This window comes from Streptomyces sp. NPDC031225, assembly GCF_055570355.1.
The window spans coordinates 79,391-106,384 of record NZ_JBVIHJ010000025.1 but is presented as its reverse complement, the minus strand read 5'-3'; the positions used below and the strand labels follow the sequence as shown (position 1 = coordinate 106,384).

The window sequence follows — 26,994 nt, the reverse complement described above, 5'->3', positions numbered from 1 at the left end:
CTCAGTACGTACACCGCACTGTCGTCCCGAGGAAGGTTCCGCTCATGTCCCATCCGTATCCGTCCGCCCCCCTCAGCCGCCGGCGTCTGCTGGAGGGAGGCGCGGCCGTCCTCGGCGCACTCGCCCTCTCCTCCGGTCCGCTGACCGGCCGGGGTCACGCGGCGGACGGCTCCCCGGAGTGGAACGGCTCCATCGGCCTCTTCCGGGTGGGCACCCAGCCCGCACACACCACCCTCATGCCGTACGCGGACACCGGCCAGGCGCTCACCGCCGACCGCACCCGCTCGCCGTACCGCCTCAGCCTCGACGGCACATGGAAGTTCGCCTACGCCGACCGCCCCGACGACCGGAACCCCGACTTCTACGGCACCGACGTGGACGACAGGGACTGGGACACCGTTCCCGTCCCCTCGGTTTGGCAGGTGCATGGCTATGACATGCCGATCTACATCAACATCACCTACCCGTGGTGGGGCCCCAACGGCCTCGGCGAGGAGGCCCAGCCGCCCGCCGCCCCGACCCGCTACAACCCCGTCGGCCAGTACAGGCGTACCTTCACCGTCCCCAAGAACTGGTCGGGGCGGCGGACCTTCCTGCATTTCGAGGGGGTGAAGTCCGCCCACTACGTGTGGATCAACGGCGAACTCGTCGGCTACCACGAGGACTCCTACACCCCCGCCGAGTACGACATCACCCCGCACCTGAGGGCGGGCACCAACCAGATAGCCGTCGAGGTCTACCGCTACTCCGACGGCGACTGGCTGGAGGACCAGGACATGATCCGGCTGAGCGGCATCTTCCGCTCGGTCTACCTCTACTCCACCCCGGCCGTCCACCTGCGCGACTTCAAGCTGGACACCCCGCTCGGCGACAACCACACGACTGCCGAACTCTCGGTCACCGCGAGCGTGCGCGACTACGGCGGCGGCAACCAGGGCCGCTACACGGTCGAGACCCAGCTCTACGACGCCGGCGGCCACGCGGTCTGGTCACGCCCCCTCCAGCAGGCCGTGGCCCTCGACGCCGGAGCCGAGACGACCGTCCAGGCCGCGAAGGCCGTACCGGCGCCCAAGCTGTGGTCGGCCGAGCACCCGAACCTGTACACCGCCGTCCTGCGGCTGCGCGATCCGGCGGGCAAGGTGATCGAGACGCTGTCGCACCGCGTCGGCCTGCGCGAGTTCGCCCTGACGGACGGGCTGATGCGCATCAACGGCAAGCCCGTCTCCCTCCGCGGCACCAACCGTCACGAGATGCACCCGGACCGCGGCACCGCGCTCAGCCGCGCGGACCTCGTGAAGGACATCACAATCATCAAGCGGCTGAACATCAACTCCGTCCGCACCTCGCACTACCCCAACAACCCGCTGTGGTACGAACTCGCCGACGAGTACGGCCTCTACCTGGTCGACGAGACCAACCTGGAGACCCACGGCATCCGCGACGAGTACCCCGGCAACCACCCCGACTGGAGCGCGGCCTGCGTGGCCCGCGCCCAGAACATGGTCCACCGCGACAAGAACCACGCCTCGGTGGTCATCTGGTCGCTGGGCAACGAGGCGGGCGGCGGCAGCACCTTCGTGAACATGCGCGACTGGATCAAGTCGTACGACACCACTCGGGTCGTCCAGTACGAGGGCGACGACCGGCCCACCATCAGCGACATCCGATCCGAGATGTACGAGAGCCCCGCACGCGTCGAGCAGCGGGCCAGGGACAGCGCGGACACCCGGCCGTACGTGATGATCGAGTACTGCCACGCGATGGGGAACTCCAACGGCAACTTCAAGAAGTACTGGGACATCGTCCGCCGCCATCCCGTCCTCCAGGGCGGCTGGATCTGGGACTTCGTGGACCAGTCCCTGACCGAGCGGGTCCCGGTACGCCAGTTGCTGACCGAGACCGGTCCCGGCGCGCTGACGGGCGAAGTCCTCCCGGCGAGCGCCAGGTTCGACCGCACCAAGGGGGTCGACGGCGCTACGGTCTTCGCCCGCGACCCCGGCCTCGACCTCCGCGGCTCGCTGACACTGGAGGCCTGGGTCACCCCGAAGGTGACGGGTGGTCACCAGCCCCTCATCGCCAAGGGCGACACCCAGTACGCCCTCAAACAGTCCGGCAGGACACTGGAGTTCTTCATCTACGGCGGCGGTCAGTGGGCCAGCGCCACCTGGGCGCTCCCGGACGACTGGACGGGCCGGGAACACCATGTCGCCGGTGTCTTCGACGCGGACGCGGGCACGCTGACCCTCCACGTGGACGGACAGGTCAGAGCGACTCGCACCACTACACAGCGTCCCAGCGGCAACACCGCGCCCCTCGCGCTGGCCGTCGATGTCGACAACCCCACCCGGGAGTTCAGCGGTTCCATCCGGAAGGCGCGTGTGTACGCCCGCGCCCTGAACGCCGCCGAACTGGCCTCCGACAGCAGGCAATCGGGTGACCGGGGAGTGCGGTTCTGGTTCGACGCGGCCACCGTCGGACTGAGCGAGAAGCGGTCCGCCGAGAAGACCTTCTTCGCGTTCGGCGGCGACTGGGGCGACAACCCCAACGACGGCGCCTTCGTCGCGGACGGCATCGTCACCGCCGACCGCGGGCACACCGGCAAGGCCGCCGAGGTCAAGCGGATCTACCAGGCGGTCAACGCGGCCTGGGGACAGGGCGGGGCGGTGACCCTGACCAACGAGTACCTGTTCACCAACCTCCGTGAGTTCGACGGGAGTTGGACACTCGTCGCCGATGGCAGGGTGGTGCAGCGCGGAAAGCTGACGCGGGACCAGCTGAATCTGGCGCCGCTGTCCGACAAGGAGATCACCGTCCCGTACAAGCTGCCGAGCGCCCCCGCGCCGGGCACGGAGTACTTCCTCCGGCTCTCCTTCACCACCAAGGAGTCCATGCCCTGGGCGAAGGCCGGCTTCGAGGTGGCCGCGCAGCAACTCGCCGTCGACGCGGGCAGCCCGGCCGTGACACCGGTGCCGCTGAAGAACGTCCCGGCGCTGACGTACGAGGACACCACGGACCACGTCGCCGTCACCGGCAAGGGGTTCTCCGTCACCGTCGACAAGGGCAGCGGGACCATCACGTCGTACGTGGCCCGTGGCACCCGGCTGATCAGCGGTGGGCCCGTGCCGAACTTCTGGCGGGCGCCCACCGACAACGACCACGGCAACGGGCAGCACACCCGCAACCAGACCTGGCGCGACGCAGGCGCGAACCGCCAGGTCACCGGCGTGAGCGTGCGGGCACTGGAGGACAGGGCCGTCGAGATCAAGGTCGCCGGCACCCTGCCCACGACGACCGTGTCGACGTACACCACCACCTACACGGTCTTCGGCAACGGCGAGGTCAGGGTCGACAACACCCTGCACCCGGGGGCGAGTTCACTGCCGTACATCCCGGAGGTCGGCGCGATGCTGTTCCTGCCGCGGCGCCTGGACCGGCTGCACTACTACGGCCGCGGACCCGAGGAGAACCACTGGGACCGCAACGACGGCACGGACGTGGGGCTCTGGTCCGGGACCGTCGCCGAGCAGTGGACCTCCTACATCCGCCCACAGGAGAACGGCAACAAGACGGACGTGCGCTGGGCCGCGCTGACCGACCGGCACGGCGTCGGACTGCTCGTCTCGGGTGAGCCCCTCCTGGAGGTCAACGCCTCGCACTTCACCCCGGAGGACCTGTCCAACGGGGTGCGCCACGACTACCAGCTCACCCCGCGCGACGCGGTCGTCCTGCGGGTGAACCACCGGCAGATGGGCGTCGGCGGCGACAACAGCTGGGGCGCGCACACGCATGACGAGTACAAGCTGTTCGCCGACAGGGACTACTCGTACACCTATCGGCTGCGCCCGCTCACGGACGTGAGCCGGGCCACGGCAGCCTCGCGACGGCCGACGGCGGGGGAGTAGACACAGGGGCGCTCGGGGGAGGTTCGCTCCGGGTGCCCTACTCCGCCGTGTCGCTGAGTCCCAGCCGCAGGTGCTCCACGTGGTACACGGCCTGGTCGAGGAGTTCGGCGACGTGGTGGTCGTGCAGCGCGTACACCACCGACCGGCCGCTGCGCTCGCCCACGACGAGGCCCAGGTTGCGCAGCAGCCTCAGCTGGTGCGAGCACGCGGACTGCTCCAGGCCGACCTCGGCGGCCAACTCCGTGGCCGGCAGCGGTCCTTCGCGCAGCCTCGCCAGGATCAGCAGACGGGACGGGGTGGAGAGGGCCTGGAGCGTGGTGGCCACCTTGGCGACATTGTCCGCGTCCAGGCGTACGCGCTCTTCGGCGGTGGTGGTGACGGCTCCATGACCCATGGGAGGCATCCTACCCGCCGTACATGAACAGATGAATGAGTCTTCATGTGTTCCTGTATGGTGCTCGGGTGTCCACGACTCTCACCCCTGTTCGCGTCCCCCCGACCGCTCACCCGGCGCCCCACCGCCGCACCCGGGTCCTGGCCCTGCCGGAAGCCCGCTGGGCGCTGGCGTCGACGGTCGCGTTCCTGCTCGGCCTCGCACTGGACCTCGGCGGCCTGCCGTGGTGGGCGTACGGCCCCCTGTACGCGGTCGCCTATGTCACCGGCGGCTGGGAACCGGCCCTCGAAGGGCTGCGGGCGCTGCGCGGGAGAACGCTGGACGTCGACCTGCTGATGATCGTCGCGGCGCTCGGCGCGGCCGCGATCGGACAGGTCCTGGACGGCGCCCTGCTGATCGTCATCTTCGCCACGTCCGGCGCCCTGGAGGCCCTGGCCACCGCCCGCACCGCCGACTCGGTGCGGGGGCTGCTGGATCTCGCACCGTCCGTCGCCACCCGGCTGACCGGCGACGGCATCGGCATCGGCTTCGGCTTCGGATTCGGCGAGGAGACCGTCCCGACCGATGAACTCGCCGTGGGAGACGTCCTGTTGGTCCGCCCGGGTGAGCGCATCGGCGCCGACGGCCGTGTCCTGGACGGGGCGAGCGAGGCCGACCAGGCCACCATCACCGGCGAACCCCTCCCGGTCGCCAAGGGCCCCGGAGACGAGGTCTTCGCCGGCACCCTCAACGGCACCGGCGCGCTGCGCGTACGCGTCGAGCGCGACCCCGCCGACTCCGTGATCGCCCGCATCGTGACGCTGGTCGAGGAGGCCTCGCGCACCAAGGCGCCGACGCAGCTGTTCATCGAGAAGGTCGAGCAGCGGTACGCGGTCGGGATGGTGGTGGCCACGCTCGCCGTGTTCGGCATCCCGCTGCTGTCCGGCGCCGACCTCACGGACGCGCTGTTGCGCGCGATGACCTTCATGATCGTCGCCTCGCCGTGCGCGGTCGTCCTCGCGACCATGCCGCCGTTGCTGTCCGCCATCGCCAACGCCGGTCGGCACGGCGTCCTGGTCAAGTCGGCGGTCGCGATGGAGCGGCTGGGCGAGGTGGACGCCGTGGCCCTCGACAAGACGGGGACGCTGACGGAGGGCATGCCCGAGGTGACAGCGGTACGGCCACTGCCGGGAGCGGGACTCGACGAGGACGGGCTGCTCGCGCTGGCGGCGGCGGCCGAGCACCCGAGCGAGCATCCGCTGGCAGGGGCGATCGTGCGGGCGGCCCGGGAGCGGGGGCTGCGCTGGGCGGACGCGCGGGACTTCGCCGCCGTGCCCGGACACGGGGTGACGGCGGTGGTCGCGGGACGGGTGATCGAGGTCGGCCGGGTGCCGAGTGACACGGTGGACGACGTCCTTCCGGGCACCGGAGTGGAGCCCGGGCAGGCCGAGGGCGGCGCCACGGTCGTGCTGGTGACCGGCGACGGCGTCCCCCTCGGCACCCTCGCGCTCACCGACCGGATCCGCCCCGGTGCCCCCGCCACCACCGCCGCGCTCACGGCGCTGACCGGCACCGCCCCCGTCCTGCTCACCGGCGACAACGCCCGGGCCGCCGCCCGCGTCGCCGACGCCACCGGCCTGGTGGACGTCCGCGCGGACCTGCTGCCCGAGGACAAGGTGAACGCCGTACGAGAGCTCCAGGACGCCGGACGCAAGGTGCTGTTCGTCGGGGACGGCGTCAACGACGCGCCCGCCCTCGCCGCCGCCCACTCCGGCATCGCGATGGGGCGCGCAGGCTCAGACCTGGCGCTGGAGACGGCCGACGCGGTCGTCGTACGGGACGAGCTCACGACCGTTCCGGCGGTCGTACGGCTGTCCCGGGCCGCCCGCCGGCTGGTCGTCCAGAACCTCGTGATCGCGGGCACCTTCATCACCGGACTCGTCCTGTGGGACCTCCTCGGCCACCTCCCGCTGCCGCTCGGTGTCGCGGGACACGAGGGCTCGACCGTCCTCGTGGGCCTGAACGGGCTGCGGCTGCTGAAGGAGTCCGCCTGGGTCCGGCACACGCGAGGCTGATGTCGGATTCCCGCCAGCCCGGGCCCGGCCGGTGGCCGATGCTGGACGTATGCAGACGGGGATGTACACCGAGACCGAGCGCTGCGTGCGCGCGGTGCGATCGAAGGACGCGCGATTCGACGGATGGTTCTTCACCGCCGTCCTGACGACCGGCATCTACTGCCGGCCCAGCTGCCCGGTCGTACCGCCCAAGCCCGAGAACATGACCTTCCACCCGAGCGCGGCGGCCTGCCAGCAGGCGGGTTTCCGGGCCTGCAAGCGGTGCCGGCCCGACACCAGCCCCGGCTCGCCGGAGTGGAACCGGCGCGCCGACCTCGTGGCCCGCGCGATGCGCCTGATCGCCGACGGCGTGGTCGACCGCGAGGGCGTGTCCGGCCTCGCAGCCCGGCTCGGCTACAGCACCCGCCAGATCGAACGCCAGCTGCTCGCCGAGCTCGGCGCGGGCCCGCTCGCCCTCGCCCGGGCCCAGCGGGCCCAGACGGCGAGGATCCTCATCGAGACGACCGCGCTCCCGATGGCGGACATCGCCTTCGCCGCAGGGTTCTCGGCGATCCGCACCTTCAACGACACCGTGCGCGAGGTCTTCGCGCTCGCGCCGAGCGACCTGCGGGCCCGGGCGCCGAGGAGGGCGCCGGGAGACACGCGGGGTGTGTTGAGTCTGCGCCTGCCGTTCCGCGCGCCCCTCAACCCCGACAACCTGTTCGGCCACCTCGCGGCGACCGCCGTCCCGGGTGTGGAGGAGTGGCGGGACGGGGCGTACCGGCGCACGCTGCGACTGCCGTACGGACACGGCATCGTGGCCCTCACGCCCCAACCGGACCACATCGCCTGCCGGTTGACACTCGGTGACCTGCGCGATCTGACCGTCGCCATCAGCCGCTGCCGCCGCATGCTCGACCTGGACGCCGATCCGGTCGCGGTCGACGACCAGCTGCGCACGGACCCGCTCCTGGCACCCCTGGTGGACAAGGCGCCCGGCCGCCGTGTCCCGCGCACGGTCGACGAGGCGGAGTTCGCGGTACGGGCCGTCCTGGGCCAGCAGGTCTCCACGGCGGCGGCCCGCACCCACGCCGGCCGGCTGGTGACCGCTCACGGCGAACCGGTGGACGATCCCGAGGGCGGCCTCACGCACCTCTTCCCGTCCCCCGAGGCACTGGCCGCGGTGGACCCCGCCTCGCTCGCGATGCCCCGCACCCGCCGCACCACCTTCACCACCCTGGTGCACCAACTGGCCGACGGCTCCCTTCAGTTGGGCGTGGAGAGCGACTGGTCACAGACCCGCGCCCGCCTCCTCGGCCTCCCCGGCTTCGGCCCCTGGACGGTCGACGTCATCGCCATGCGCGCCCTCGGCGACCCGGACGCCTTCCTCCCGACCGACCTCGGAATCCGCCGCGCGGCCCAGGAGTTGGGCCTGCCCGCCACCCCCGCCGCGCTGACGGCCCGAGCGGCGGCCTGGCGGCCCTGGCGGGCCTACGCGGTCCAGTACCTGTGGGCGACCGACAGCCACCCGATCAACTTCCTTCCCGCATAAGCCCGTTCAAGGACGTCCCATGACCAAGCAGCACACGGTGATCGACAGCCCCTACGGCCCCCTGACGCTCGTCGCCGACGACGGCGTCCTGTGCGGCCTCTACATGACCGACCAACGCCACCGCCCACCGCAGGAGACCTTCGGGGAGCCCGACGACGGCCCGTTCAAGGAGACCGGGGCCCAGCTGACGGCCTACTTCGCGGGTGAGGTGAAGGAGTTCTCACTCCGACTCCGCCTGCACGGAACGCCGTTCCAGCGCCTGGTCTGGGACCAGCTCCAGAAGATCCCCTACGGCGAGACCCGCACCTACGGCGAACTCGCCCACGCCCTCGGCAACCCCAAGGCCTCCCGCGCGGTCGGTCTCGCCAACGGAAGGAACCCGATCGGCATCATCGTCCCCTGCCACCGAGTGGTCGGCGCCGACGGCGGCCTCACGGGATACGGCGGCGGCCTGGAGCGCAAGCAGCGACTGCTGGACTTCGAGCGGGGAGCGGCCCTCTTCTGAGCCCACGGGGAGAAACCGGGGCCTGGGGCAGCACCCGCCCGCACAGTCGCACCGACCGCCCCCTCGCCGATGTCAGCCCTGGACGGCCAGCGTGCGAAGGAGCCCAGGCAGCGCCGTGCCGATCGGCAGCGCACCATCGACATCTCCAGCCACTTGACGATCTATAGGAGCTTCAGAGACCAAGCTGAGGGCCGCGGACAAACATTCGGCCCTGCATCTCGGTCTCTCGCGGTACTCGGTTGGCGGCGACTTGAACGGCCGATGATCGACAACGAGGGAGCGGAGCGCGACACATGAACCGGCCCGGGTTGCGCACGACAGGTGCGCGGCCCGGGCCGGTTCGCCGTCCGCCCGGGCCATGCCCGCGGCGGCGACCGCCACTCGTCAGCTGATCGGAGTCAGCTGCCAGAGTTCGGAATCGGCCCCGTTGTCGGTGTTCTGGAGCGCGCTCGCTCCGGGGTCGGTCGAGGCTCCGTCGACGTCCAACGCGAGCCCGCTGCGCACGTTGACCAGCTTGACGTAGCCGTGGTCGGCGTTGATCACCTTCCACAGGTGGTCGTCGTGGCCGTTGTCGTCCCATTGCACGGCGGGGGCGCCCGGGTTGCCGACGCCGCCGGCGATGCCGAGCAGCAGGCCGCTGTTGACGTTCTTGAGCTTGTACTGGCCGTCGCCGGCGGGGATCAGCCGCCACTGCTGGTTGGCGGTGGCGTCCGCGGTCTGCTGCTTGACCCCAGCGCTGTACGCGGTGGAGGCGCCGTCGATCCCCAGGTCGAGGTTGCTGTGCTTGTTGACGATCTGCATCGCCGGGGCCGTCTGGCTGTGGATGGTGACCTGGTCGGGGTAGGCGGCCACCAGTGGGTCGGTGACCGAGGAGGGGGCGTCGGTGTTCACCACGATCCGGTCGCTCATCCCGTCGTAGTGGGCGGCGGCGTAGTAGATCGTCGAGCCGACCGGCTCGATCTGGTCGACGGCGGCGGTGATGATCTTCTGGACCTGCGCGGCGGTGAACTTGACGCTGCGGGTGGTGGTCGGGGTGGGCCAACTGGTCGGGGTGTCGCCGTTGGAGTCGGTCCAGTGCTGCGGGATCTGCAGGTTGTTGATGTCACCGGCGTGGTCGGACGGGAAGGTGATCACCGGGCCGTTGTTCGGGTCCTGGTAGGCGGACAGGGCGCAGTTGTAGTCGGCCATGGCCTGCAACTGCTCGCTCGCCACGGTCGCGCCGTGGGTGTTGCCGGGGTTGGACGTGAGCGAGGTCTGCTGCGTGCACATGGCGGGCGGGGTGCTCGCGGGCGGGCCCTGGATGGCGACCTGGTCGGGGTACTTGGCGGCCAGCGGGTCGGTGACGGACGAGGGGGCGTTGGTCTGCACGATCACCCGGTCGCTCGCGCCGTCGTAGGCGGCAGCCAGGGAGTAGGTGGTGGTGTCGTCGCCGGGCTGGATGGCGTCGAGGACCGCGTTCTGCACGTTGTTGAGCTGGTCCTGCGTGAACATGAGGCTTGTGGCGGTCGTGGGGGTGGGCCAACTGGTCGGCGTGGCGCCTGTGGAGTCGGTCCAGTCGCTCGGGTGTTTCAGGTTGTGGATGTCACCGGTGTAGTCGGACGGGAAGATGATCGTCGGGCCGCTTTTCGGGTCGTCGAACGCGGTCAGGGCGCCGTTGTAGCCCGCGAGTTCCACAACCTCCTCCCAGTCGGAACCAGTGGCAGTGTCGGCGTGTGCGGCCGCGGCCGGCAGCAGCGACCCGCTCGCCAGCAGAAGCGACAGGAGGGCGAGCAGGGCGGAGCGCTGCCGCTCCCGCGGCGCGGAGCGCGTGCGGTGCGGCGCTGTCGATGCGTTTTTCGACATGGTCTTCCTTGGGTCCGAGGGGAGGGCGATCACGGCGGCGTCCGCGTGGCCGGTTGTGTCGGGAGTCGAGCCGGTTTCAGCCATGGTCATCACCTGCACCGGGTGATCGCTTCGCAGCCGCGGGTATACGGGTTCGCCGCGATCGCGGGCGTGCCGAGGTTGGTGTTCGTGCCGAACTGGGCGCTCGGGTCAGCGGCCGGGTTATAGGTGCTCCGCGCCTCGGCATGGGCGGGATTGCCGATGAAGCGGTCGAACGTGAACGTCTGACCCCGGTATTCGAGCTGGCCATTGTGGACCTGCGCCCTCATGCGGTAAACGCGCACGCCGACGATCGCGGTGTTCGGGATGTGGTGGATGTACGCCCACTCCTGCTGGCCCCCGAAGCGCGCCAGCGCGGGGTCTCCGCGCACCTGGTCGTCGGTGTAAAGAGCGTTTCGCGCCATGTGGGAATCGATTTGGTACACGTAGGTGTCCGCCTCCACCCAGCGGTTGGTGCACTGACCGGTCAGCGTCCAACCCATCCCCGGAAAGGGAGTCCACATCGCAACCGGGCGGCCGGTCCGGCAGTTGGGATTCGCCATCGCCGCACCCAGATTGCGGCCACCCTGGCTGCGGGCGAAGCGTTCCGACTGCGACAGATCCGCGCTCGTGGAGATGTAGCCGCTGCCGTCGCGGCCTTGTATGTGGCGCCGGAGATCGTAGTCGGTCCCGACCGCCGTGAAGCCGTGAGTGAAGATCTCGTACGGCGACCGCGAGTCCCCGCGGTACACCTGGGCCGGCAACTGCCGTTCGTTGACGGTGTCGTTGTTGACAATGTTGGAACACGAGGAGGAGTTGCCGAAGCCTCGCGGGCAGTCGAAGAACCCTGCCGCGTGCGCAGGGCTGGTCGAGACGATGGCCTGGGTCAGGATGATCGCGACGGCGGCGAGGAGCGCCGCGAGTGCTGATATCCGGTAGCGCATTCGCCACATAGGCAGAAGCGTTTCTGCTCGATTGAACATGAGCTCTCCGTGTCGGGGAGTGGTTGCGGCCGTGCTACTGCACGCGCCGGTTAAAGTGCGAGAGCGTCCTCACGCGTTATCGCGGCTTCCACCTGCGTGGATGGAATCGAAAATGCAGGTGAAGGACAGGCCGAAACAATGGGGGACGCATTGAATGGGTAGGCGGCCGTCCTAGGATGGGTAGGGCCGATGACGTCGGCCCCGGCGGCCACTGCGGGTAACCGGATCGGGGCTTCCCGTGAAAGACGGTGGTGGTGTGGCGACCCAGCAGGGATCTCAGGGGCTTGGCCGGGGCTTCGTGTTCGTCGGTCGCCGCCACGAACTCGACCTGGTGCTCGCCGCCATCCGACAGCCACCGGCCGTGGTGATGGTCGAGGGCGACGCCGGCATGGGTAAGTCCCGGCTGGTACGCGAAGCCACCACGATCCTGAAGTCGGAAGGGTGGCGGGTGATGACAGGCTTCTGCCACCCACTGCGTGAGCCCCTGCCGTACGGGCCGGTGATCGACGCGCTCGGCAAGATCGGTCCGTGGCTGCCGGACGCCGCCCTGCCGCCGACCACCGGCGCCCTGGCCCCGCTGCTCCCGGACCTGGCCGACCGCCTACCGCCGGCGCCGGCAAAGCCGCAGGGCCCGGGCGCAGCGCGCCACCAGATGATCCAGGCCGTCCGCTCCGTGCTCGACGCGGTCGGGCGGGTGGTCCTGGTCGTCGAGGACGTGCACTGGGTCGACGATGCCACCCGCGAACTGCTCCTGCTGCTCGCCCGCGACCTGCCCGACCAGTTCGCGCTGGTGGTCACCTACCGGGCCGAGGACTTGCCGCCCGGGGCCGCGGCCTTGGGCGCCGCCTACCGCCCGCCACCCTGCGCCGGCGGCACGGTGATCCGGCTGTCGCCGCTGACCAGGACCGACGTGGCCGAACTGGCCGGTGCCGCGCTCGGCGCCCAAGCCACGCCCGAGCTGTGCGCGGCGCTCCACCGCCGCAGCGAGGGCCTGCCGCTGGTCGCCGAGGAAGACCTGCTCACGCTCCGGGACCAGGATCGCCGCGACGTCGGGGAGCTGGAGCGGGCCGCTGTGCCCAGCGGTCTGCGGGAAGCGGTCACCGAGCGTCTGACATCGCTGTCACAGGCCGGGACGGCGGTCGTGGACGCGGCGGCCGTACTGGGAGTGCCCGCCACTGAGGCGCTGCTCGCCGAGGTCGCGGGACTGGACGGCGACATGGCCGCCGGAGCCCTGACCGAGGCGTTGCGGGCAGCGGTGCTGCGCGAGACCGACACCGGCCGGTACGCCTTCCGCCACGTGCTGGCCCAGCAGGTCGCCTACCGGCAGATCCTCGGGCCGCGCCGGGTCCGCCTGCACCGGCGTGCCATCGACGAACTCCAGACGCACGACCCGCTGCCGCTGGTGCAGATCGCGCACCACACGCTCGCCGCCGGCGACCAGAAGGGCTGGCTCGATCGCACCGAGCAGGCCGCTGAACAGGCCGTCGCGCTGGGTGACACCGGCACCGCGGGCACGCTTCTGCACCAGATCCTGGCCCAGTCCGGGGCGGACGCCGAGCGACGTTCCCGGGCCGCGCTCGCGCTCGCCCGTATCGTCAACTTCGGCGTCGACTACGCGGCGACCGTCCGCGAGCTGCGCGCCGTACTGGCCGATCCGCGGCTGCCTGCGGCCACCCGGGGCGAGATCCGCCTGGAACTCGGTCTGACCATGCTCAACATCGACCGCGACCCTGCCGGCTTCCGCGAGCTCGAACACGCCATCGACGAGCTGGCCACCCTCCCGCACAAGGCGGTGAAGGCGATGATCGCGCTGGCCCTGCACGACCTCGACGGCGCCGCCACGCAGGGGTGGAAATGGCTCGGCCGGGCCGAGCAGGCCGTGGCGGACGGTACCGACGAGGCGAGCCGGACGATGGTCAGGAACATCCGACTGCTGTTGATGGCCAGGGACGGTGATCCCGCCGTCTGGCCCTTGGTGGACCGGCTGCCGCGGCGCGGCGCTGACGGCGTGGTGCTGAGCCAGACCATTTTCGCCCTGTACAACCTCACCCTCGCGGCCATCCAGCTCGGCCACGACCGGCGGGCCCGCGCCCTGCTGCTCGAGGTGAGAGACCTGGCCGACGGCGTGGACGGTCGGCCGTTCGAGTGCCTCGTCCGCATCCAGGAGCTGCGCGTCGACCATTTGGTCTGCTGCTGGGCCGGCCTGGACGGCGAGTACGCCGCCCTGGAACGCGCCCACCCCGATATGAGACAGGTCGAGGTCGACCGACTGCTGTACCAGGGACACCGTGCCCTCGCCCAGGGCCGGCACTCCCGGGCCCTCGACCACTTCGTCGCCGCCGCGGAGCACGGGGGCACCTCGGCGGACAGCACCGTGGGGATCGCCGCCGCCCTCACGGCTGTCCGGCTCGCCCAGCACGACCCGCAGGCGGCCTGGGCAGCCGCCGAACCGGCGTTGTCGACGTTGCGTGGACTCGGTTCCTGGACGCGGACCTTCGGCCTGCTTCCCGTCGCGGTCGAGGCTGCGTTGGCCTGCGGGCACCGCGGGGCGGCCGAACGTCTCGTGACGGACGCCGAGTCGGGTGTCCGCGACCGGGACGCACCGGCTGCCCTGGCAGAACTGGACCTGGCCCAGGGGCTGCTGCTGCTCCGCGCCACCGGACCGACCGCAACCACCGAGCGGGTGAAAGCCGCCGAGCACTTCGCCGAGTCGCAGCGGAGGTGGCAGGAGATCGGCCGCCCCTACGAGGTGGCCAAGGCCGCGGAACACCGGGGCGACGCGCTGACGTGCGCCGAACCGGAGGACGCGGCCGGACACCTGGCCGAGGCCCTGCGTGCCTACACCGACCTGGGCGCGACCGGTGACGCCGCGCGCTGCCAGCACCGCCTGCGTGAACTCGGCGTGGCGGCGGTGGGGCGCCGTGGCCGGCGCGGCTACGGGAGCGATCTGTCGCCCCGGGAACTGGAGGTCGCCGAGCTGCTGGCGGGCGGCGCCACCAACCAGGACATCGCCGAGACCCTGTTCCTGTCCCCGCGCACCGTCGAGAAACACGTGGCCCGGGTGCTGACGAAGCTCGGCAGGTCGAGGAAGGACGTCCACACCGCCCCGCCGGACTCCCCCGCCTGACCTTGCCTGTCGAGTGTGAACGTCAGGAGACCGGGCGGCCGTTCTCCAGCTCCACCGTCCCCGAACCGTCCCTGAGAACGTCCAGGGCGGCCAGTACCCGGCGGCCGAGCGCGCCCGGCAGATGGTCCGCGAGTTCCTCGCGCGGCACCAGCCGCCACGACAGCAGCTCCTCCTCCTGGAGGCGGATCGACTTGAAGTCGTCCTCGGCGAGCACACCGCCGTCGTACAGGTAGGCGACCAGCGGTGGGCGGGCCGTCCCGGGCACCCAGTCCACCGCCAGCAGCCGCCCGAGTTCACGGTCCAGACCGATCTCCTCGGCGGTCTCGCGACGCGCGCCCTGGCGCGGGGTCTCGCCCTGGTCGGACTCGATCGTGCCGCCCGGAAGCGCCCAGCCCTCACGGTAGTTGGGCTCGACGAGCAGCACCCGGCCGGCGGCGTCACGGAAGAGAGCGGCGGCACCGGCGATGATCCGGGGGAGTCCGGCGATGTACGTGGCGAAGTCCTGGGAGGTGGTCACCTCCGAAGGGTAACCAGCCGGAGCGGACTGCGACGCCGCAGGACCGGATGGCCGGAACCGGGCACGGATGTCCCCGCTCACCCTCGTCCGCACCGGCTTCCGAAGGCCCCCGGGCGTTTCATTGACGCCACTTCGCGGACGATCGGCGGGGCACCGACCTGTCTACTCACCGACAACGAGAAGGCGATGACCATCGACCCGGTCGCCGGGATCGCGGTCTGTCATCCTCAAGTCGTGGCCGCAGGGCGCCACTACGGCCTGCAAGTGCCCGCCTGCTTCCTGTTCGATCCCGAGTCCAAATGGGGGGCAGGGAGGCAACCGTCCGTATCGCGAAGACGGACCTGATCCCGACCTCCGCGAACTCGCGGGAGAAGCACGCTAGCTTCGCCGAACTCCGCGGGGCGTGCGCGATCTTCTGCTGGCAGGTCAACACCCGCGTCCACCGCGAGACAAGCAGGGCGCCGGCCTCCGCGCTGTACGGTCGAACGCACCCGTCTGCCCCCGCTGCCCCTCACGCCCTCAACTTGGGTCGGGCGGCAACCTTTTCGGGAGCGGCGGCAACCAGTACTGCAACGGTGCCTGTCCAGGCCCGCGCCCGCACCGCTACCTGACTCTCGCGTCAAAGACCCTTGCAACCACGGGACTTGAAGCCGCCTGGTTTGAGCTTGCGAACGTTTCTGTCCCCGGATCTTGTGAGAAGTATTGACGTGATTCATGGGATGTCTAACATTCTCCCGATCGACACGTCGACCCTTGTTCGGTATATCGGACAGATCCGGGCAGCCTCTGACGGGGAAGACCGGGGTCGCTTGCTCAAGGATGACGAGGTCCTCATGCGCAGACGTAGTTCCAACCGCAGACGCCCGTCCGCGGTGCTCGCCGCCGTGGTCGCGGCCCTGGCCGCGTTGGCGGCGCTGCTCGTCGCCGGCCCGGCCCAGGCGGCCACCACCAGCGACGTGCGCGGTGTTGATTCCGGCAAGTGTCTCGATGTGTCGGGCTTCAGCCAGACCGACGGCGCGAACGTGCAGATCTGGGACTGCCACGGTGGAACCAACCAGCAGTGGACGCTGACGGACAGCGCCCAGCTGACCGTGTACGGCAACAAGTGCCTGGATGCCCGGAACGGCGGCACCACGGCCGGGACCCCGGTGCAGATCTGGACGTGCACCGGCACTGACAACCAGCAGTGGCGGGTGAACCCCGACGGCACGATCGTCGGCGTGCGGTCCGGGCTGTGCCTGGAAGCCTCGGGCTGGGGCAAGGCCAATGGCACTGAGGCGAGGCTCTGGTCGTGCACCGGCGGCGCCAACCAGAAGTGGACCGGCCTGTCCGGGGCGAGCAACGCGTGTGCTCTTCCGTCGGCCTACCGGTGGACCTCGTCGGCTCCGCTGGCGCAGCCGAAGTCGGGGTGGGCCTCGCTGAAGGACTTCACCACCACCATGTACAACGGCAAGCACCTGGTCTACGCGACCACCTCCGACGGAACGTCGTGGGGCTCGATGGGGTTCAGTCCGTTCACGAACTGGTCGGACATGGCGACGGCCGGCCAGACCGGGATGAACGAGACCGCGGTGGCGCCCCAACTGTTCTACTTCGCGCCCAAGAACGTCTGGGTGCTGGTGGACCAGTGGGGTCAGTGGCCGTTCTACTACCGCACGTCCAGCGACCCCACCAACCCCAACGGCTGGTCCGCCCGGCAGCCCCTGTTCACCGGCAGCCTCCCCGCCGGTGACGGCGGCGGCCCGATCGACCCGACCATGATCGGCGACGACCAGAACATGTACCTGTTCTTCGCCGGTGACAACGGCAAGATCTACCGGGCGAGCATGCCGCTCGGGAACTTCCCGGGCAACTTCGGCTCCTCGTACACCACGGTCATGAGCGACACAAACAAGGACCTTCTGTTCGAGGCACCGGAGGTCTACAAGGTCCAGGGCCGGAACCAGTACCTCATGATCGTTGAGGCGCAGGGTTCGAACCGCTACTTCCGCTCGTTCACCGCCTCCGGCCTGAACGGTCCGTGGACCGTCCAGGCCGGCAGCGAGAGCAGCCCCTTCGCGGGCCAGGCCAACAGCGGTTCCACCTGGGCCCAGGGCGTCAGCCACGGTGACCTGGTCCGCGTCAACCCCGACCAGAGCAAGGCCATCGATCCCTGCAACCTGCAGTTCCTCTACCAGGGCCTCCCCAAAGACATACCGGCGGGCACCGACTACCCGAGCCTGCCGTACCGGCCGGGCCTGCTCACCCTGCAGCGCTGACCCGCCTGAGCCGCGGTGATCGCGATGTGGTGCGGTCCGCCGACGCGTTGACGAGCTGTTCACCGCGTGGGCGGTACCACCGGCACTCCACAGTGGAGTCACCCTGACCATCGCAACCAAGCGGTGCCACGACTTCGGGCGCGTCCAGCGCTGAGCCCACTCGGGCCGACGAATGAGAAAGATGGTGAAATGGGCAGTCGAACAACGGTGATCGGCATGGTCACCGCCCTGATGGCCGGTTTACTGATCGTGTTCGGAGCGCCGGCGGCGCAAGCGGCCACTGTGGACACGAACGCCTGGTACGTACTGGTGAACCGCAACAGCGGCAAGGCCCTCGACGTCTACAACTCCTCCACCGCCGACGGTGCCGGCGTCGTCCAGTGGACCCGCACGAGCGCCAACAACCAGCAGTTCCAGTTCGTGGACTCCAGCGACGGCTACTACCGGATCAAGGCGCGGCACTCGGGCAAGATGATCGACGTGTCCAGCTGGTCGACAGCCGACGGTGCCGCCATCCACCAGTGGACCGACCACGGCGGCGCCAACCAGCAGTTCCGGTTGGCCGACTCCGACGGCGGCTACGTCCGGCTGATCAACCGCAACAGCAACAAGGCGGTCGAGGTCCAGAACGCGGCGACCGACGACGGCGCCAACGTCGTGCAGTACAGCGACTGGGGCGGCACCAACCAGCAGTGGCAACTCGTCCGGGTGGATGCGGGCACCGGCTCCGGTCCGTGCGACATCTACGGCGCAGGTGGTACGCCCTGCGTGGCGGCGCACAGCACAACGCGCGCCCTCTACAGCGCCTACAACGGCGACCTGTATCAGGTCAGACGCTCAGACAACACAACCCGCAACATCGGCGTACTGACCCCTGGCGGCGTCGCCGACGCGGCGGCCCAGGACTCCTTCTGCGCAAACACCACGTGTGTCATCACGGTCGTGTTCGATCAGTCCGGGCGCGGCAACGACCTGTGGTACCAGGGTTCCAGCGTGGTCCCGGGCTCACCACAGACCCGCCCGGCCGTAGCGACCACCGAATCGCTGACGGTCGGTGGCAGCAAGGCCTACTCGCTGTACATCAACCCCGGGACCAGCTACTGGCGTGACGGCCACCTGACGGGTATCCCGACGGGCAGCGCACCCGAGGGCATGTACATGGTCACCAGCGGTACGCATGTCAACAGCGGCTGCTGCTTCGACTACGGCAACAGCGAAACCACCCGCAAGGCCGACGGGCCAGGTGCCATGGACGCCATCTACTTCGGGACGAGCTGCTGGTTCGGCGGCTGCTCCGGAACCGGACCCTGGGTGCAGGCCGACCTCGAATGGGGCCTGTTCCCAGGTGGCAGCAGCACGTGGAACCCGAACCAGCAGGCGTTCAGCAGCAAGTTCGTCACAGCGACACTCAAGAACAACGGGACGTCGCGATTCGCGATCAAGGGCAGCGACGCCCAGGCCGCAAGCCTCAACACCCTCTGGGACGGCGCGCTTCCCAACGAGCCCAACGTCTACACCCCGATGAAGAAGCAAGGCGCCATCGTCCTGGGCAGTGGCGGCGACTGCTGCTCACCCGAGGTGGGCAACATCAACGACAGCGCGGGCACGTTCTACGAGGGTGCCATGGTCTCGGGCTACCCGTCGGATGCGACCGAAAATGCAGTCCAGGCGAACATCGCCGCCGCCGGCTACCGATGACCAGACCGGCCTGACGGGTACAAGCGGTGCCGCTGCCGCTCCAAGGCGGCGGCTCCGCGTCGCCAGATGTGCCGATAAACCCTGCGCAGGTTGAACCTCGTGGAAGGGGTCAGGCGCGGACGTGCCTGCCCCTTCCACGAGGAGGGTCTTGGGACAGCATCCTTCAGCACAGCGGCCATACCGGGCGCACCTGTGCGGAGGTGGCCCGACCATCACCGCCGCCGGCCGCACGGTCGCGAGCTGTTGCCCAGTGCCCACAGGGGCCATAGCTCCGCTCTACCCGATTCCGGGAGTCAGCACAGAGGGTTGGCAGGACCTTGTCAGGGTCCGGTCGGGGCATGACGGCGGGGGGCGTCTGCGGTTAGGGTCGCAGCGGCGCGACTGGCCTTGACGTGCGCGAGGCCCTAGAGCAAGGGGAAAACGTGATTCAGCGCGTGCTCATCGCCGCGGACAAGTTCAAGGGCTCGCTCACGGCCGTACAGGTCGCGGAGCGTGTGACGGCCGGGCTGCGCCGGGTCGTGCCGGGCGTGGAGGTCGAGTCGTTGCCCGTCGCCGACGGCGGTGACGGCACCGTCGCCGCGGCGGTCGCGGCCGGATTCGAGCGCCGGGAGGTGGCGGTCGCCGGTCCCCTCGGACAGGAGATCACCGCCGCCTTCGCGCTGCGCGGGGACACCGCGGTCGTGGAGATGGCCGAGGCCAGTGGCCTCCAGCGGCTGCCCGCGGGTGTCTTCGCCCCGCTCACGGCGTCCACGTACGGCTCCGGAGAGCTCCTGCGCGCCGCGCTGGACGCCGGTGCGCGCACGATCGTGTTCGGGGTCGGCGGCAGCGCCACCACCGACGGCGGTGCCGGGATGCTCTCCGCGCTCGGCGCCCGCTTCGTGGACGCCGACGGCGAGCCCGTGGCACCCGGCGGCGGAGGCCTCGCCGATCTCGCCTCGGCCGACCTGTCGGGCCTGGACCCGCGGCTCGCCGACGTCGACTTCGTCCTGGCCAGCGATGTCGACAACCCGCTGACCGGGCCCAAGGGCGCCCCCGCGGTCTACGGTCCGCAGAAGGGCGCCGCCCCGGACGACGTGGAGGCCCTCGACTCGGCGCTGGCCCACTACGCGAAGGTGCTGGAGGAGTCCGTCGGCGCGAAGGCCGCCGCGTACGCGTCCTCGCCGGGTGCGGGCGCGGCCGGCGGCATCGGCTACGGCGCCCTCCTCGTCGGCGCCCGGTTCCGACCCGGCATCGAGGTCATGCTCGACGTCCTCGGGTTCGCGCCCGCGCTGGAGCGGGCGGACCTGGTGATCACCGGCGAGGGCTCGCTGGACGAGCAGACCCTGCACGGCAAGGCCCCGGCGGGCGTCGCCGCGGCCGCCCGCGCGAAGAACAAGGAGGTCATCGCCGTGTGCGGCCGCCTCGCGCTGCCCCCGGAGGCTCTCGGCCGGGCGGGCATCCGCCGCGTCTACCCGCTCACCGACGCCGAGCCGGACATCCAGCGGTGCATCGCCGAGGCCGGACCGATCCTGGAGGACGTGGCCGAGCAGATCGGCCGGGACTTCCTGAGCTGACCCGTTGCCCTAAGGCTCCGCCGACACAGAGAAAGGGCCCGAACCGATGACGGTTCGGGCCCTTTCGGAGCGGTACGGCGGAGCCTTACGGCAGCTGGGCCGCGCGGGCCTCACGCCGGTTGCCGCGGAAGTTGTTCACTCGGCGGGCCGTGGCGAACAGGGGGATCACCGCGCCCATCACCAGCTGGAGGGCGCAGCCCGTCTGGAGGAGGAGCTGACCGCCAGGGGCGCCGAACGCCCAGGCTGCCAGGAGACCCATCCCCAGGACGATCCAGGAGAGCATCGCGACCGCGAGGCGGCCCCGCGGCTTCGGGTACTCCACCCGGCTCACCATCAGCCAGGCCGTACCCACGATCGCCAGGAGCGTCGCCACGAACGGCAGCTCCAGGAGCACGATCGAGACCACCGTCAGCGCGCCGAACGGCGAGGGCATGCCCTGGAAGGTGCCGTCCTTCACCGTCACACAGGAGAACCGCGCGAGTCTCAGCACCACTGCGAGAAGCACCACCACCGCCCCGACGGCGGCGACCTTCTGCGACGCGTCGTCCGCGACCATGCCGTAGACGAGCACGAAGTACGCCGGCGCGAGGCCGAAGCTGATCAGGTCGGAGAGGTTGTCCAGCTCCGCGCCCATCGGCGAGGAGCGCAGCTTGCGTGCCACCAGGCCGTCGAAGAGGTCGAAGACCGCCGCGCACAGCATCAGGATGACCGCCGTGGCCGCGCTGTTGCGGGCCATGCCGGATTCCTGGCTGTCGGTGAGGTGCGGGATCAGGATGCCGGTGGTGGTGAAGTACACCGCCATGAAGCCGCACGTGGCGTTGCCGAGGGTGAGGGTGTCCGCTATTGAGAGGCGGAGAGAAAGAGGCATCTCCTCCTCGTCGTCCACCTCGTCGGCCTCGGGCACCCAGCCCGCCTGGGTCTCAGGATCAATCACGGTCAATGCGAGTCACCCCAGCCACCGTCTTCTCGCCGACCTCGACCGCGACCTCCACGCCCTCCGGCAGGTAGATGTCGACGCGCGAGCCGAAGCGGATCAGACCGATGCGTTCGCCCTGCTCGACCTTCGTGCCCTGCGGGATGTAGGGGACGATACGGCGGGCCACCGCGCCGGCGATCTGGATCATCTCGATGTCACCGAGTTCGGTGTCGAAGTGCCAGACGACGCGCTCGTTGTTCTCGCTCTCCTTGTTGAACGCCGGAACGAACCCGCCGGGGATGTGCTCGACCGACGTCACCGTGCCGGAGAGCGGCGCGCGGTTGACGTGGACGTTGAGCGGGCTCATGAAGATCGCGACGCGGGTGCGACCGTCCTTCCACGGCATGATGCTCTGCACCACGCCGTCGGCGGGGGAGATGACCCGGCCCTGGGTGATCTCGCGCTCGGGGTCGCGGAAGAACCACAGCATGCCCGCCGCCAGCGCGGTGGTGGGCACGGCGACTGCCTTGGCGACGCCGGAGCGGCGTGCGCGCAGCAGGCTGACGGCTGCGGTGGCGACGGTCGGAAGGAGCCACGGCGATGCTCCGCGCGCGAGGCGTACGCCTGCCAGGCTGTCGCGAGGTGCAGAGGTTTGGCTGTGGGGCATGGATGACCTTCGTAGCGGATGATGCCGCGCACTAGACGGGGGACGGCGGCTTTCCGGGATCGTACCGGTCGAGGGCCACAACTGGGCAAGCCAGGAAGCCGAGTCGGGGTTTGAAGCACGTTGACGGGGTGTGATCTTCTTCTCCAAGAAAACACCCCGTATCCGGACTTCTAGCCCTGGAACCGATACTCTTCGAGCAGCCTGCGACCGATGATCATTTTCTGGATCTCGGCGGTACCTTCACCGATCAGCAGCATCGGGGCCTCACGGTAGAGGCGCTCGATCTCGTACTCCTTGGAGAAGCCGTAGCCGCCGTGGATCCGGAAGGCGTCCTCCACGACCTCTTTGCAGTACTCGGAGGCGAGGTACTTCGCCATCCCTGCCTCAAGGTCGTTTCGCTCCCCGGAGTCCTTTTTGCGTGCCGCGTTGACCATCATCGCATGCGCGGCCTCGACCTTGGTAGCCATCTCGGCCAGCTTGAACTGAATCGCCTGGTGCTGGGCGATCGCCTTGCCGAAGGTGTGGCGCTGCTGGGCGTACCGGACGCCCAGCTCGAAGGCACGCTGAGCGACGCCGCAGCCACGCGCCGCCACGTTGACGCGGCCCACCTCGACCCCGTCCATCATTTGGTAAAAACCTCGGCCGGTGACCCCGCCGAGCACCCGATCGGCCGGAAGTCGCAGGCCATCCATGATCATCTCGGTGGTGTCGACGCCCTTGTAGCCCATCTTGTCGATCTTCCCGGGGATGGTGAGGCCGGGGTGGACCTCTCCGAAACCGGGTTCCTTCTCGATCAGGAAGGTCGTCATCGACTTGTGGGGCGCGGTGCCCTCAGGGTGTCCTTCATCACTTCGGACGAGAACGGCCACCAGACTTGACGTTCCGCCGTTCGTCAGCCACATTTTCTGGCCGTTGAGGACGTATTCCTCGCCGTCCCTGACCGCCTTCGAGGTGATGGCGGACACGTCGGAACCCAGCGCCGGTTCCGACATCGAGAAGGCGCCGCGGATGTCGCCGGCCGCCATGCGGGGCAGGAAGTGGTCCTTCTGCTCCTGCGTGCCGTGCTGCTTGAGCATGTACGCCACGATGAAGTGGGTGTTGATGATGCCGGACACCGACATCCAGCCGCGGGCGATCTCCTCGACGCACAGCGCGTACGTCAGGAGCGACTCGCCCAGACCGCCGTACTCCTCGGGGATCATCAGCCCGAACAGGCCCAACTCCTTGAGCCCGTCGACGATCTGCTGCGGGTACTCGTCGCGGTGCTCAAGCTCGGTGGCGACCGGGATGATCTCCTTGTCCACGAAATCGCGGACCGTGGAGAGGATTTCCTGCTGGACGTCGGTCAGACCGGCGGTCTGGGCGAGTCGCGCCATGACTACTTCCCCTGTTCCTTGAGCTCGGGACGGCCCGGCTGCTCGCCGCCGCGCTCCTTGATGTACGTCTCGGTCGGCACCAGCACCTTGCGGCGGAACACGCAGACCAGCGTGCCGTCCTGCTTGTAGCCCTTGGTCTCTACGTACACGATCCCGCGGTCGTCCTTCGACTTGGACGGCCACTTGTCGAGCACGGTCGTCTCGCCGTAGAGCGTGTCGCCGTGGAAGGTCGGCGCCACGTGCTTGAGCGACTCGATCTCCAGGTTCGCGATCGCCTTGCCGGAGACGTCCGGCACCGACATGCCGAGCAGCAGGGAGTAGATGTAGTTCCCGACCACGACGTTCTTGCCGAAGTCCGTCGTCTTCTCGGCGTAGTTGACGTCCATGTGGAGCGGGTGGTGGTTCATGGTGAGGAGACAGAAGAGGTGGTCGTCGTACTCCGTGACCGTCTTCCCGGGCCAGTGCTTGTAGACAGCCCCGACCTCGAACTCCTCGTAGGTGCGCCCGAACTGCATGCTCACGCCTCCGGAATCTCGAACTTGGACGTGCGCTGCATGCCCGCCGCGCGGCCCTTGCCGGAGATGACCAGCGCCATCTTGCGGCTGGCCTCGTCGATCATCTCGTCGCCGATCATCGCGGAGCCCTTCTTGCCGCCGGCCTCGGACGTGTAGTACTCGTACGCGTCCAGGATCAGCTCGGCGTGGTCGAAGTCCTCCTGCGAGGGCGAGAAGATCTCGTTGGACGCCTCGACCTGGCCCGGGTGCAGCACCCACTTGCCGTCGAAGCCGAGGGCCGCGGCGCGCTGGGCGACCTCGCGGTAGCCGTCGACGTTGCGGATCTGCAGGTAGGGGCCGTCGATCGCCTGGAGGTTGTTGGCGCGGGCGGCCATCAGGATCTTCATCAGGATGTAGTGGTAGGCGTCCGCCGGGTAGCCGGGCGGCTGCTCGCCCACGACCAGCGACTTCATGTTGATCGACGCCATGAAGTCGGCCGGGCCGAAGATGATCGTCTCGACGCGCTGGGAGGCCGTCGCGATCTCGTTGACGTTGTTGAGGCCCTGGGCGTTCTCGATCTGCGCCTCGATGCCGATCTTGCCGACCTCGAAGCCCATCGTCTTCTCGATCTGCGTCAGCAGCAGGTCGAGGGCGACGACCTGCTGGGCCGTCTGCACCTTCGGCAGCATGATGCAGTCGAGGTTCTGGCCCGCACCCTCGACGACCGTGACGACATCGCGGTACGTCCACTCGGTCGTCCAGTCGTTGACGCGCACGACCCTCGTCTTGCCCGTCCAGTCACCCTCGTTGAGGAACTTGACGATGGTGTGCCGCGCCTCGGGCTTGGCGAGCGGGGCGCACGCGTCCTCCAGGTCGAGGAAGACCTGGTCCGCCGGGAGGCCCTGCGCCTTCTCCAGGAAGCGGGGGTTGCTTCCCGGTACCGCGAGACACGAGCGGCGGGGACGCAGACGGTTGACGGTCATGCGGGGACCTCCAGGGGGTCGAGCTTGTTCGCTTTCCGGATCTCGTCGACGATGCGGCCGATGATGCCGGTGATGTCGAAGTCCTTCGGGGTGAAGACAGCGGCCACTCCGGCTGCCCGCAATTGCTCGGCGTCTCCACTGGGGATGATCCCACCGGCGATGACGGGTACATCTGTGGCGCCTGCCACATGCAGCCTCTCCAGGACGTCCGGCACCAGCTGCGCGTGCGAGCCGGACAGGATGGACAGGCCGACCGCGTGCACGTCCTCGGCGAGCGCCGCGTCCACGATCTGCTCCGGGGTGAGCCGGATGCCCTGGTACACCACCTCGAAGCCGGCGTCCCGCGCGCGGACGGCGATCTGCTCGGCCCCGTTGGAGTGCCCGTCCAGACCGGGCTTGCCGACCAGGAAGCGCAGCTTGCCGACGCCGAGGTCCCTGGCGGTCACCTCGACCCTGCGGCGGACGTCGGCCATGGGCGAGCCCGCTTCCGCGGGGACCGCGACCGGCGCGGAGGAGACGCCCGTGGGCGCCCGGAACTCGCCGAACACCTCCCGCAGGGCCCCGGACCACTCGCCGGTCGTGACACCCGCGCGGGCGCACTCCAGGGTGGCCTCCATGAGGTTGCCGGTGCCCTTGGCGGCCTCCTTCAGCTTCTCCAGCGCCTTGCAGGGACGCGGGTGGTTGAAGGGCGGCTGGTACCGCGTGTCGCGCCAGTGCTGGAGTCCCGCGACCACCCGGGCCTCGACGGCCGGGTCGACCGTCTGGATCGCGGTGTCCAGGTCGGCCGTGAGCGGGTTCGGCTCGGTCGTCTCGAAGATGTTGACGCCGATGATCTTCTCCTGCCCGGACTCGATCCGGGCCCTGCGCTCGGCGTGCGAGGAGACGAGCTGCGACTTGAGGTAGCCCGACTCGACGGCGGCCATCGCGCCGCCCATCTCCTGGATCCGGTCGATCTCCGCGAACGAGTCCTCGACCAGCTTGGCCACCTTCGCCTCGATGACGTGCGAGCCCTCGAAGATGTCCTCGTACTCCAGCAGGTCGCTCTCGTAGGCCAGTACCTGCTGCATCCGCAGCGACCACTGCTGGTCCCAGGGCCGGGGCAGGCCCAGGGCCTCGTTCCAGGCCGGCAGCTGCACGGCACGCGCGCGTGCGTCCTTCGAGAGCGTCACCGCCAGCATCTCCAGCACGATCCGCTGGATGTTGTTCTCCGGCTGCGCCTCGGTCAGACCGAGGGAGTTGACCTGGACGCCGTACCGGAAGCGGCGCTGCTTGGCGTTCTCGATGCCGTAGCGCTCGCGCGTGATCCGGTCCCAGATCCGCCCGAACGCGCGCATCTTGCACATCTCCTCGACGAAGCGGACGCCCGCGTTCACGAAGAAGGAGATACGGGCCACGACCTCACCGAACTTCTCGGCGGGAACCTGCCCGGAGTCCCGGACGGCGTCCAGCACCGCGATCGCCGTCGACATCGCGTACGCGATCTCCTGGACCGGCGTGGCGCCCGCCTCCTGCAGGTGGTAGCTGCAGATGTTGATCGGGTTCCACTTCGGGATGTGGGAGACCGTGTACGCGATCATGTCGGTCGTCAGCCGGAGGGAGGGCACCGGCGGGAACACATGCGTGCCCCGCGACAGGTACTCCTTGACGATGTCGTTCTGGGTCGTGCCCTGGAGCTGGGTGATGTCCGCACCCTGCTCCTCGGCGACGACCTGGTAGAGCGCCAGCAGCCACATGGCGGTGGCGTTGATCGTCATCGAGGTGTTCATCTGCTCCAGGGGGATGTCCTGGAACAGTCGGCGCATGTCACCGAGGTGCGCGATCGGCACGCCGACCCGGCCCACCTCGCCGCGGGCGAGGATGTGGTCGGAGTCGTAGCCGGTCTGCGTCGGCAGGTCGAACGCCACCGACAGACCGGTCTGGCCCTTGGCGAGGTTGCGCCGGTACAACTCGTTGGACGCCTCGGCCGTGGAGTGGCCGGCATACGTGCGCATGAGCCACGGCCGGTCCCTTTCCTTGGGCGTCTGCGGCGCAGTGCGCTCTGTGCCGGTGTCGACGTTCCTCAGCCCGCGGTCGCTGCGCTCCCTTGGCTTCGTCTCTTTCGACACCGGCGCGCACTGCGCCGCAGACGCGGGCTCCCTTGCCCCGTCGGCGTTCTGACGCTCTGTCATCTATGACC

The 26,994-nt window shown here is 69.6% G+C and carries 18 protein-coding genes; 8 read left to right on the top strand and 10 right to left on the bottom strand.

Features of this window, described 5'->3' with window-relative positions:
- The first annotated feature begins 44 nt into the window (after positions 1–44).
- Positions 45–3,902, top strand: a complete 3,858-nt coding sequence (locus ACZ48Z_RS34670; RefSeq protein WP_468739870.1) for a glycoside hydrolase family 2 TIM barrel-domain containing protein — start codon at positions 45–47, stop codon at positions 3,900–3,902.
- 37 nt (positions 3,903–3,939) lie between these two features.
- On the opposite strand, the gene ACZ48Z_RS34665 is transcribed toward ACZ48Z_RS34670, so the two are convergent.
- Entirely contained in the window at positions 3,940–4,296 is a 357-nt protein-coding gene (locus ACZ48Z_RS34665; protein WP_468739869.1) for an ArsR/SmtB family transcription factor, read from the bottom strand.
- A gap of 35 nt (positions 4,297–4,331) precedes the next feature.
- On the opposite strand from ACZ48Z_RS34665, the gene ACZ48Z_RS34660 reads away from it, so the two are divergent.
- The 3 genes from ACZ48Z_RS34660 to ACZ48Z_RS34650 are packed head-to-tail and all read left to right on the top strand — an operon-like array spanning position 4,332 to position 8,386.
- Positions 4,332–6,350, top strand: coding sequence for a heavy metal translocating P-type ATPase (locus tag ACZ48Z_RS34660; protein ID WP_468739868.1), 2,019 nt, complete (start codon positions 4,332–4,334; stop codon positions 6,348–6,350).
- Between the two features lie 49 nt (positions 6,351–6,399).
- A complete protein-coding gene (locus ACZ48Z_RS34655; RefSeq protein ID WP_468739867.1) occupies positions 6,400–7,881 on the top strand; it encodes an AlkA N-terminal domain-containing protein in 1,482 nt (493 codons plus the stop codon).
- A gap of 19 nt (positions 7,882–7,900) precedes the next feature.
- Positions 7,901–8,386: a methylated-DNA--[protein]-cysteine S-methyltransferase gene (locus ACZ48Z_RS34650; RefSeq protein ID WP_468739866.1), complete on the top strand. Its 486-nt coding sequence runs from the start codon at positions 7,901–7,903 to the stop codon at positions 8,384–8,386.
- Positions 8,387–8,770: 384 nt separating this feature from the next.
- On the opposite strand, the gene ACZ48Z_RS34645 is transcribed toward ACZ48Z_RS34650, so the two are convergent.
- Together ACZ48Z_RS34645 and ACZ48Z_RS34640 are read right to left on the bottom strand one after the other, a co-directional pair.
- Positions 8,771–10,228: an RICIN domain-containing protein gene (locus ACZ48Z_RS34645; protein ID WP_468739865.1), complete on the bottom strand. Its 1,458-nt coding sequence runs from the start codon at positions 10,226–10,228 to the stop codon at positions 8,771–8,773.
- An 89-nt stretch (positions 10,229–10,317) separates the two neighbouring features.
- On the bottom strand, positions 10,318–11,229 hold the full coding sequence (locus ACZ48Z_RS34640; protein ID WP_468739864.1) for a hypothetical protein: 912 nt from the start codon (positions 11,227–11,229) through the stop codon (positions 10,318–10,320).
- Positions 11,230–11,485: 256 nt separating this feature from the next.
- Here ACZ48Z_RS34640 and ACZ48Z_RS34635 point away from each other — a divergent pair, with 256 nt between their 5' ends.
- Positions 11,486–14,356: an ATP-binding protein gene (locus ACZ48Z_RS34635; RefSeq protein ID WP_468739863.1), complete on the top strand. Its 2,871-nt coding sequence runs from the start codon at positions 11,486–11,488 to the stop codon at positions 14,354–14,356.
- A gap of 22 nt (positions 14,357–14,378) precedes the next feature.
- On the opposite strand, the gene ACZ48Z_RS34630 is transcribed toward ACZ48Z_RS34635, so the two are convergent.
- Complete coding sequence (locus tag ACZ48Z_RS34630; protein WP_468739862.1) at positions 14,379–14,873, bottom strand: NUDIX domain-containing protein; 495 nt, start codon at positions 14,871–14,873, stop codon at positions 14,379–14,381.
- 833 nt (positions 14,874–15,706) lie between these two features.
- Between ACZ48Z_RS34630 and ACZ48Z_RS34625 the strand changes: the two genes are divergently transcribed.
- The 3 genes from ACZ48Z_RS34625 (at position 15,707) to ACZ48Z_RS34615 (ending at position 20,382) form a co-directional block, all read left to right on the top strand.
- Positions 15,707–17,131: a non-reducing end alpha-L-arabinofuranosidase family hydrolase gene (locus ACZ48Z_RS34625; RefSeq protein ID WP_468739861.1), complete on the top strand. Its 1,425-nt coding sequence runs from the start codon at positions 15,707–15,709 to the stop codon at positions 17,129–17,131.
- 189 nt (positions 17,132–17,320) lie between these two features.
- Positions 17,321–18,829, top strand: a complete 1,509-nt coding sequence (locus ACZ48Z_RS34620) for an arabinofuranosidase catalytic domain-containing protein (protein ID WP_468739860.1) — start codon at positions 17,321–17,323, stop codon at positions 18,827–18,829.
- A 434-nt stretch (positions 18,830–19,263) separates the two neighbouring features.
- The gene (locus ACZ48Z_RS34615; RefSeq protein ID WP_468739928.1) at positions 19,264–20,382 is read left to right on the top strand and encodes a glycerate kinase; all 1,119 of its coding nucleotides are present in this window, start codon (positions 19,264–19,266) and stop codon (positions 20,380–20,382) included.
- A gap of 85 nt (positions 20,383–20,467) precedes the next feature.
- Here ACZ48Z_RS34615 and pssA read toward each other — a convergent pair whose 3' ends face one another.
- The 6 genes from pssA to ACZ48Z_RS34585 all read right to left on the bottom strand — a co-directional run bounded on the left by pssA (position 20,468) and on the right by ACZ48Z_RS34585 (position 26,881).
- Positions 20,468–21,286, bottom strand: coding sequence for a CDP-diacylglycerol--serine O-phosphatidyltransferase (gene pssA, locus ACZ48Z_RS34610; protein ID WP_328753447.1), 819 nt, complete (start codon positions 21,284–21,286; stop codon positions 20,468–20,470).
- Positions 21,287–21,308: 22 nt separating this feature from the next.
- On the bottom strand, positions 21,309–21,965 hold the full coding sequence (locus ACZ48Z_RS34605) for a phosphatidylserine decarboxylase (RefSeq protein WP_468739859.1): 657 nt from the start codon (positions 21,963–21,965) through the stop codon (positions 21,309–21,311).
- A 170-nt stretch (positions 21,966–22,135) separates the two neighbouring features.
- Complete coding sequence (locus ACZ48Z_RS34600; RefSeq protein WP_468739858.1) at positions 22,136–23,341, bottom strand: acyl-CoA dehydrogenase family protein; 1,206 nt, start codon at positions 23,339–23,341, stop codon at positions 22,136–22,138.
- Positions 23,342–23,343: 2 nt separating this feature from the next.
- Positions 23,344–23,856 (bottom strand): MaoC family dehydratase, encoded by a 513-nt coding sequence (locus ACZ48Z_RS34595; RefSeq protein ID WP_468739927.1) that lies wholly within the window; start codon positions 23,854–23,856, stop codon positions 23,344–23,346.
- A gap of 2 nt (positions 23,857–23,858) precedes the next feature.
- Entirely contained in the window at positions 23,859–24,818 is a 960-nt protein-coding gene (locus tag ACZ48Z_RS34590) for an HpcH/HpaI aldolase/citrate lyase family protein (RefSeq protein WP_266820829.1), read from the bottom strand.
- Positions 24,815–26,881, bottom strand: coding sequence for a protein meaA (locus tag ACZ48Z_RS34585; RefSeq protein ID WP_468739926.1), 2,067 nt, complete (start codon positions 26,879–26,881; stop codon positions 24,815–24,817). Before ACZ48Z_RS34585 ends, ACZ48Z_RS34590 begins: the two co-directional genes overlap by 4 nt.
- Positions 26,882–26,994 lie beyond the last annotated feature (113 nt).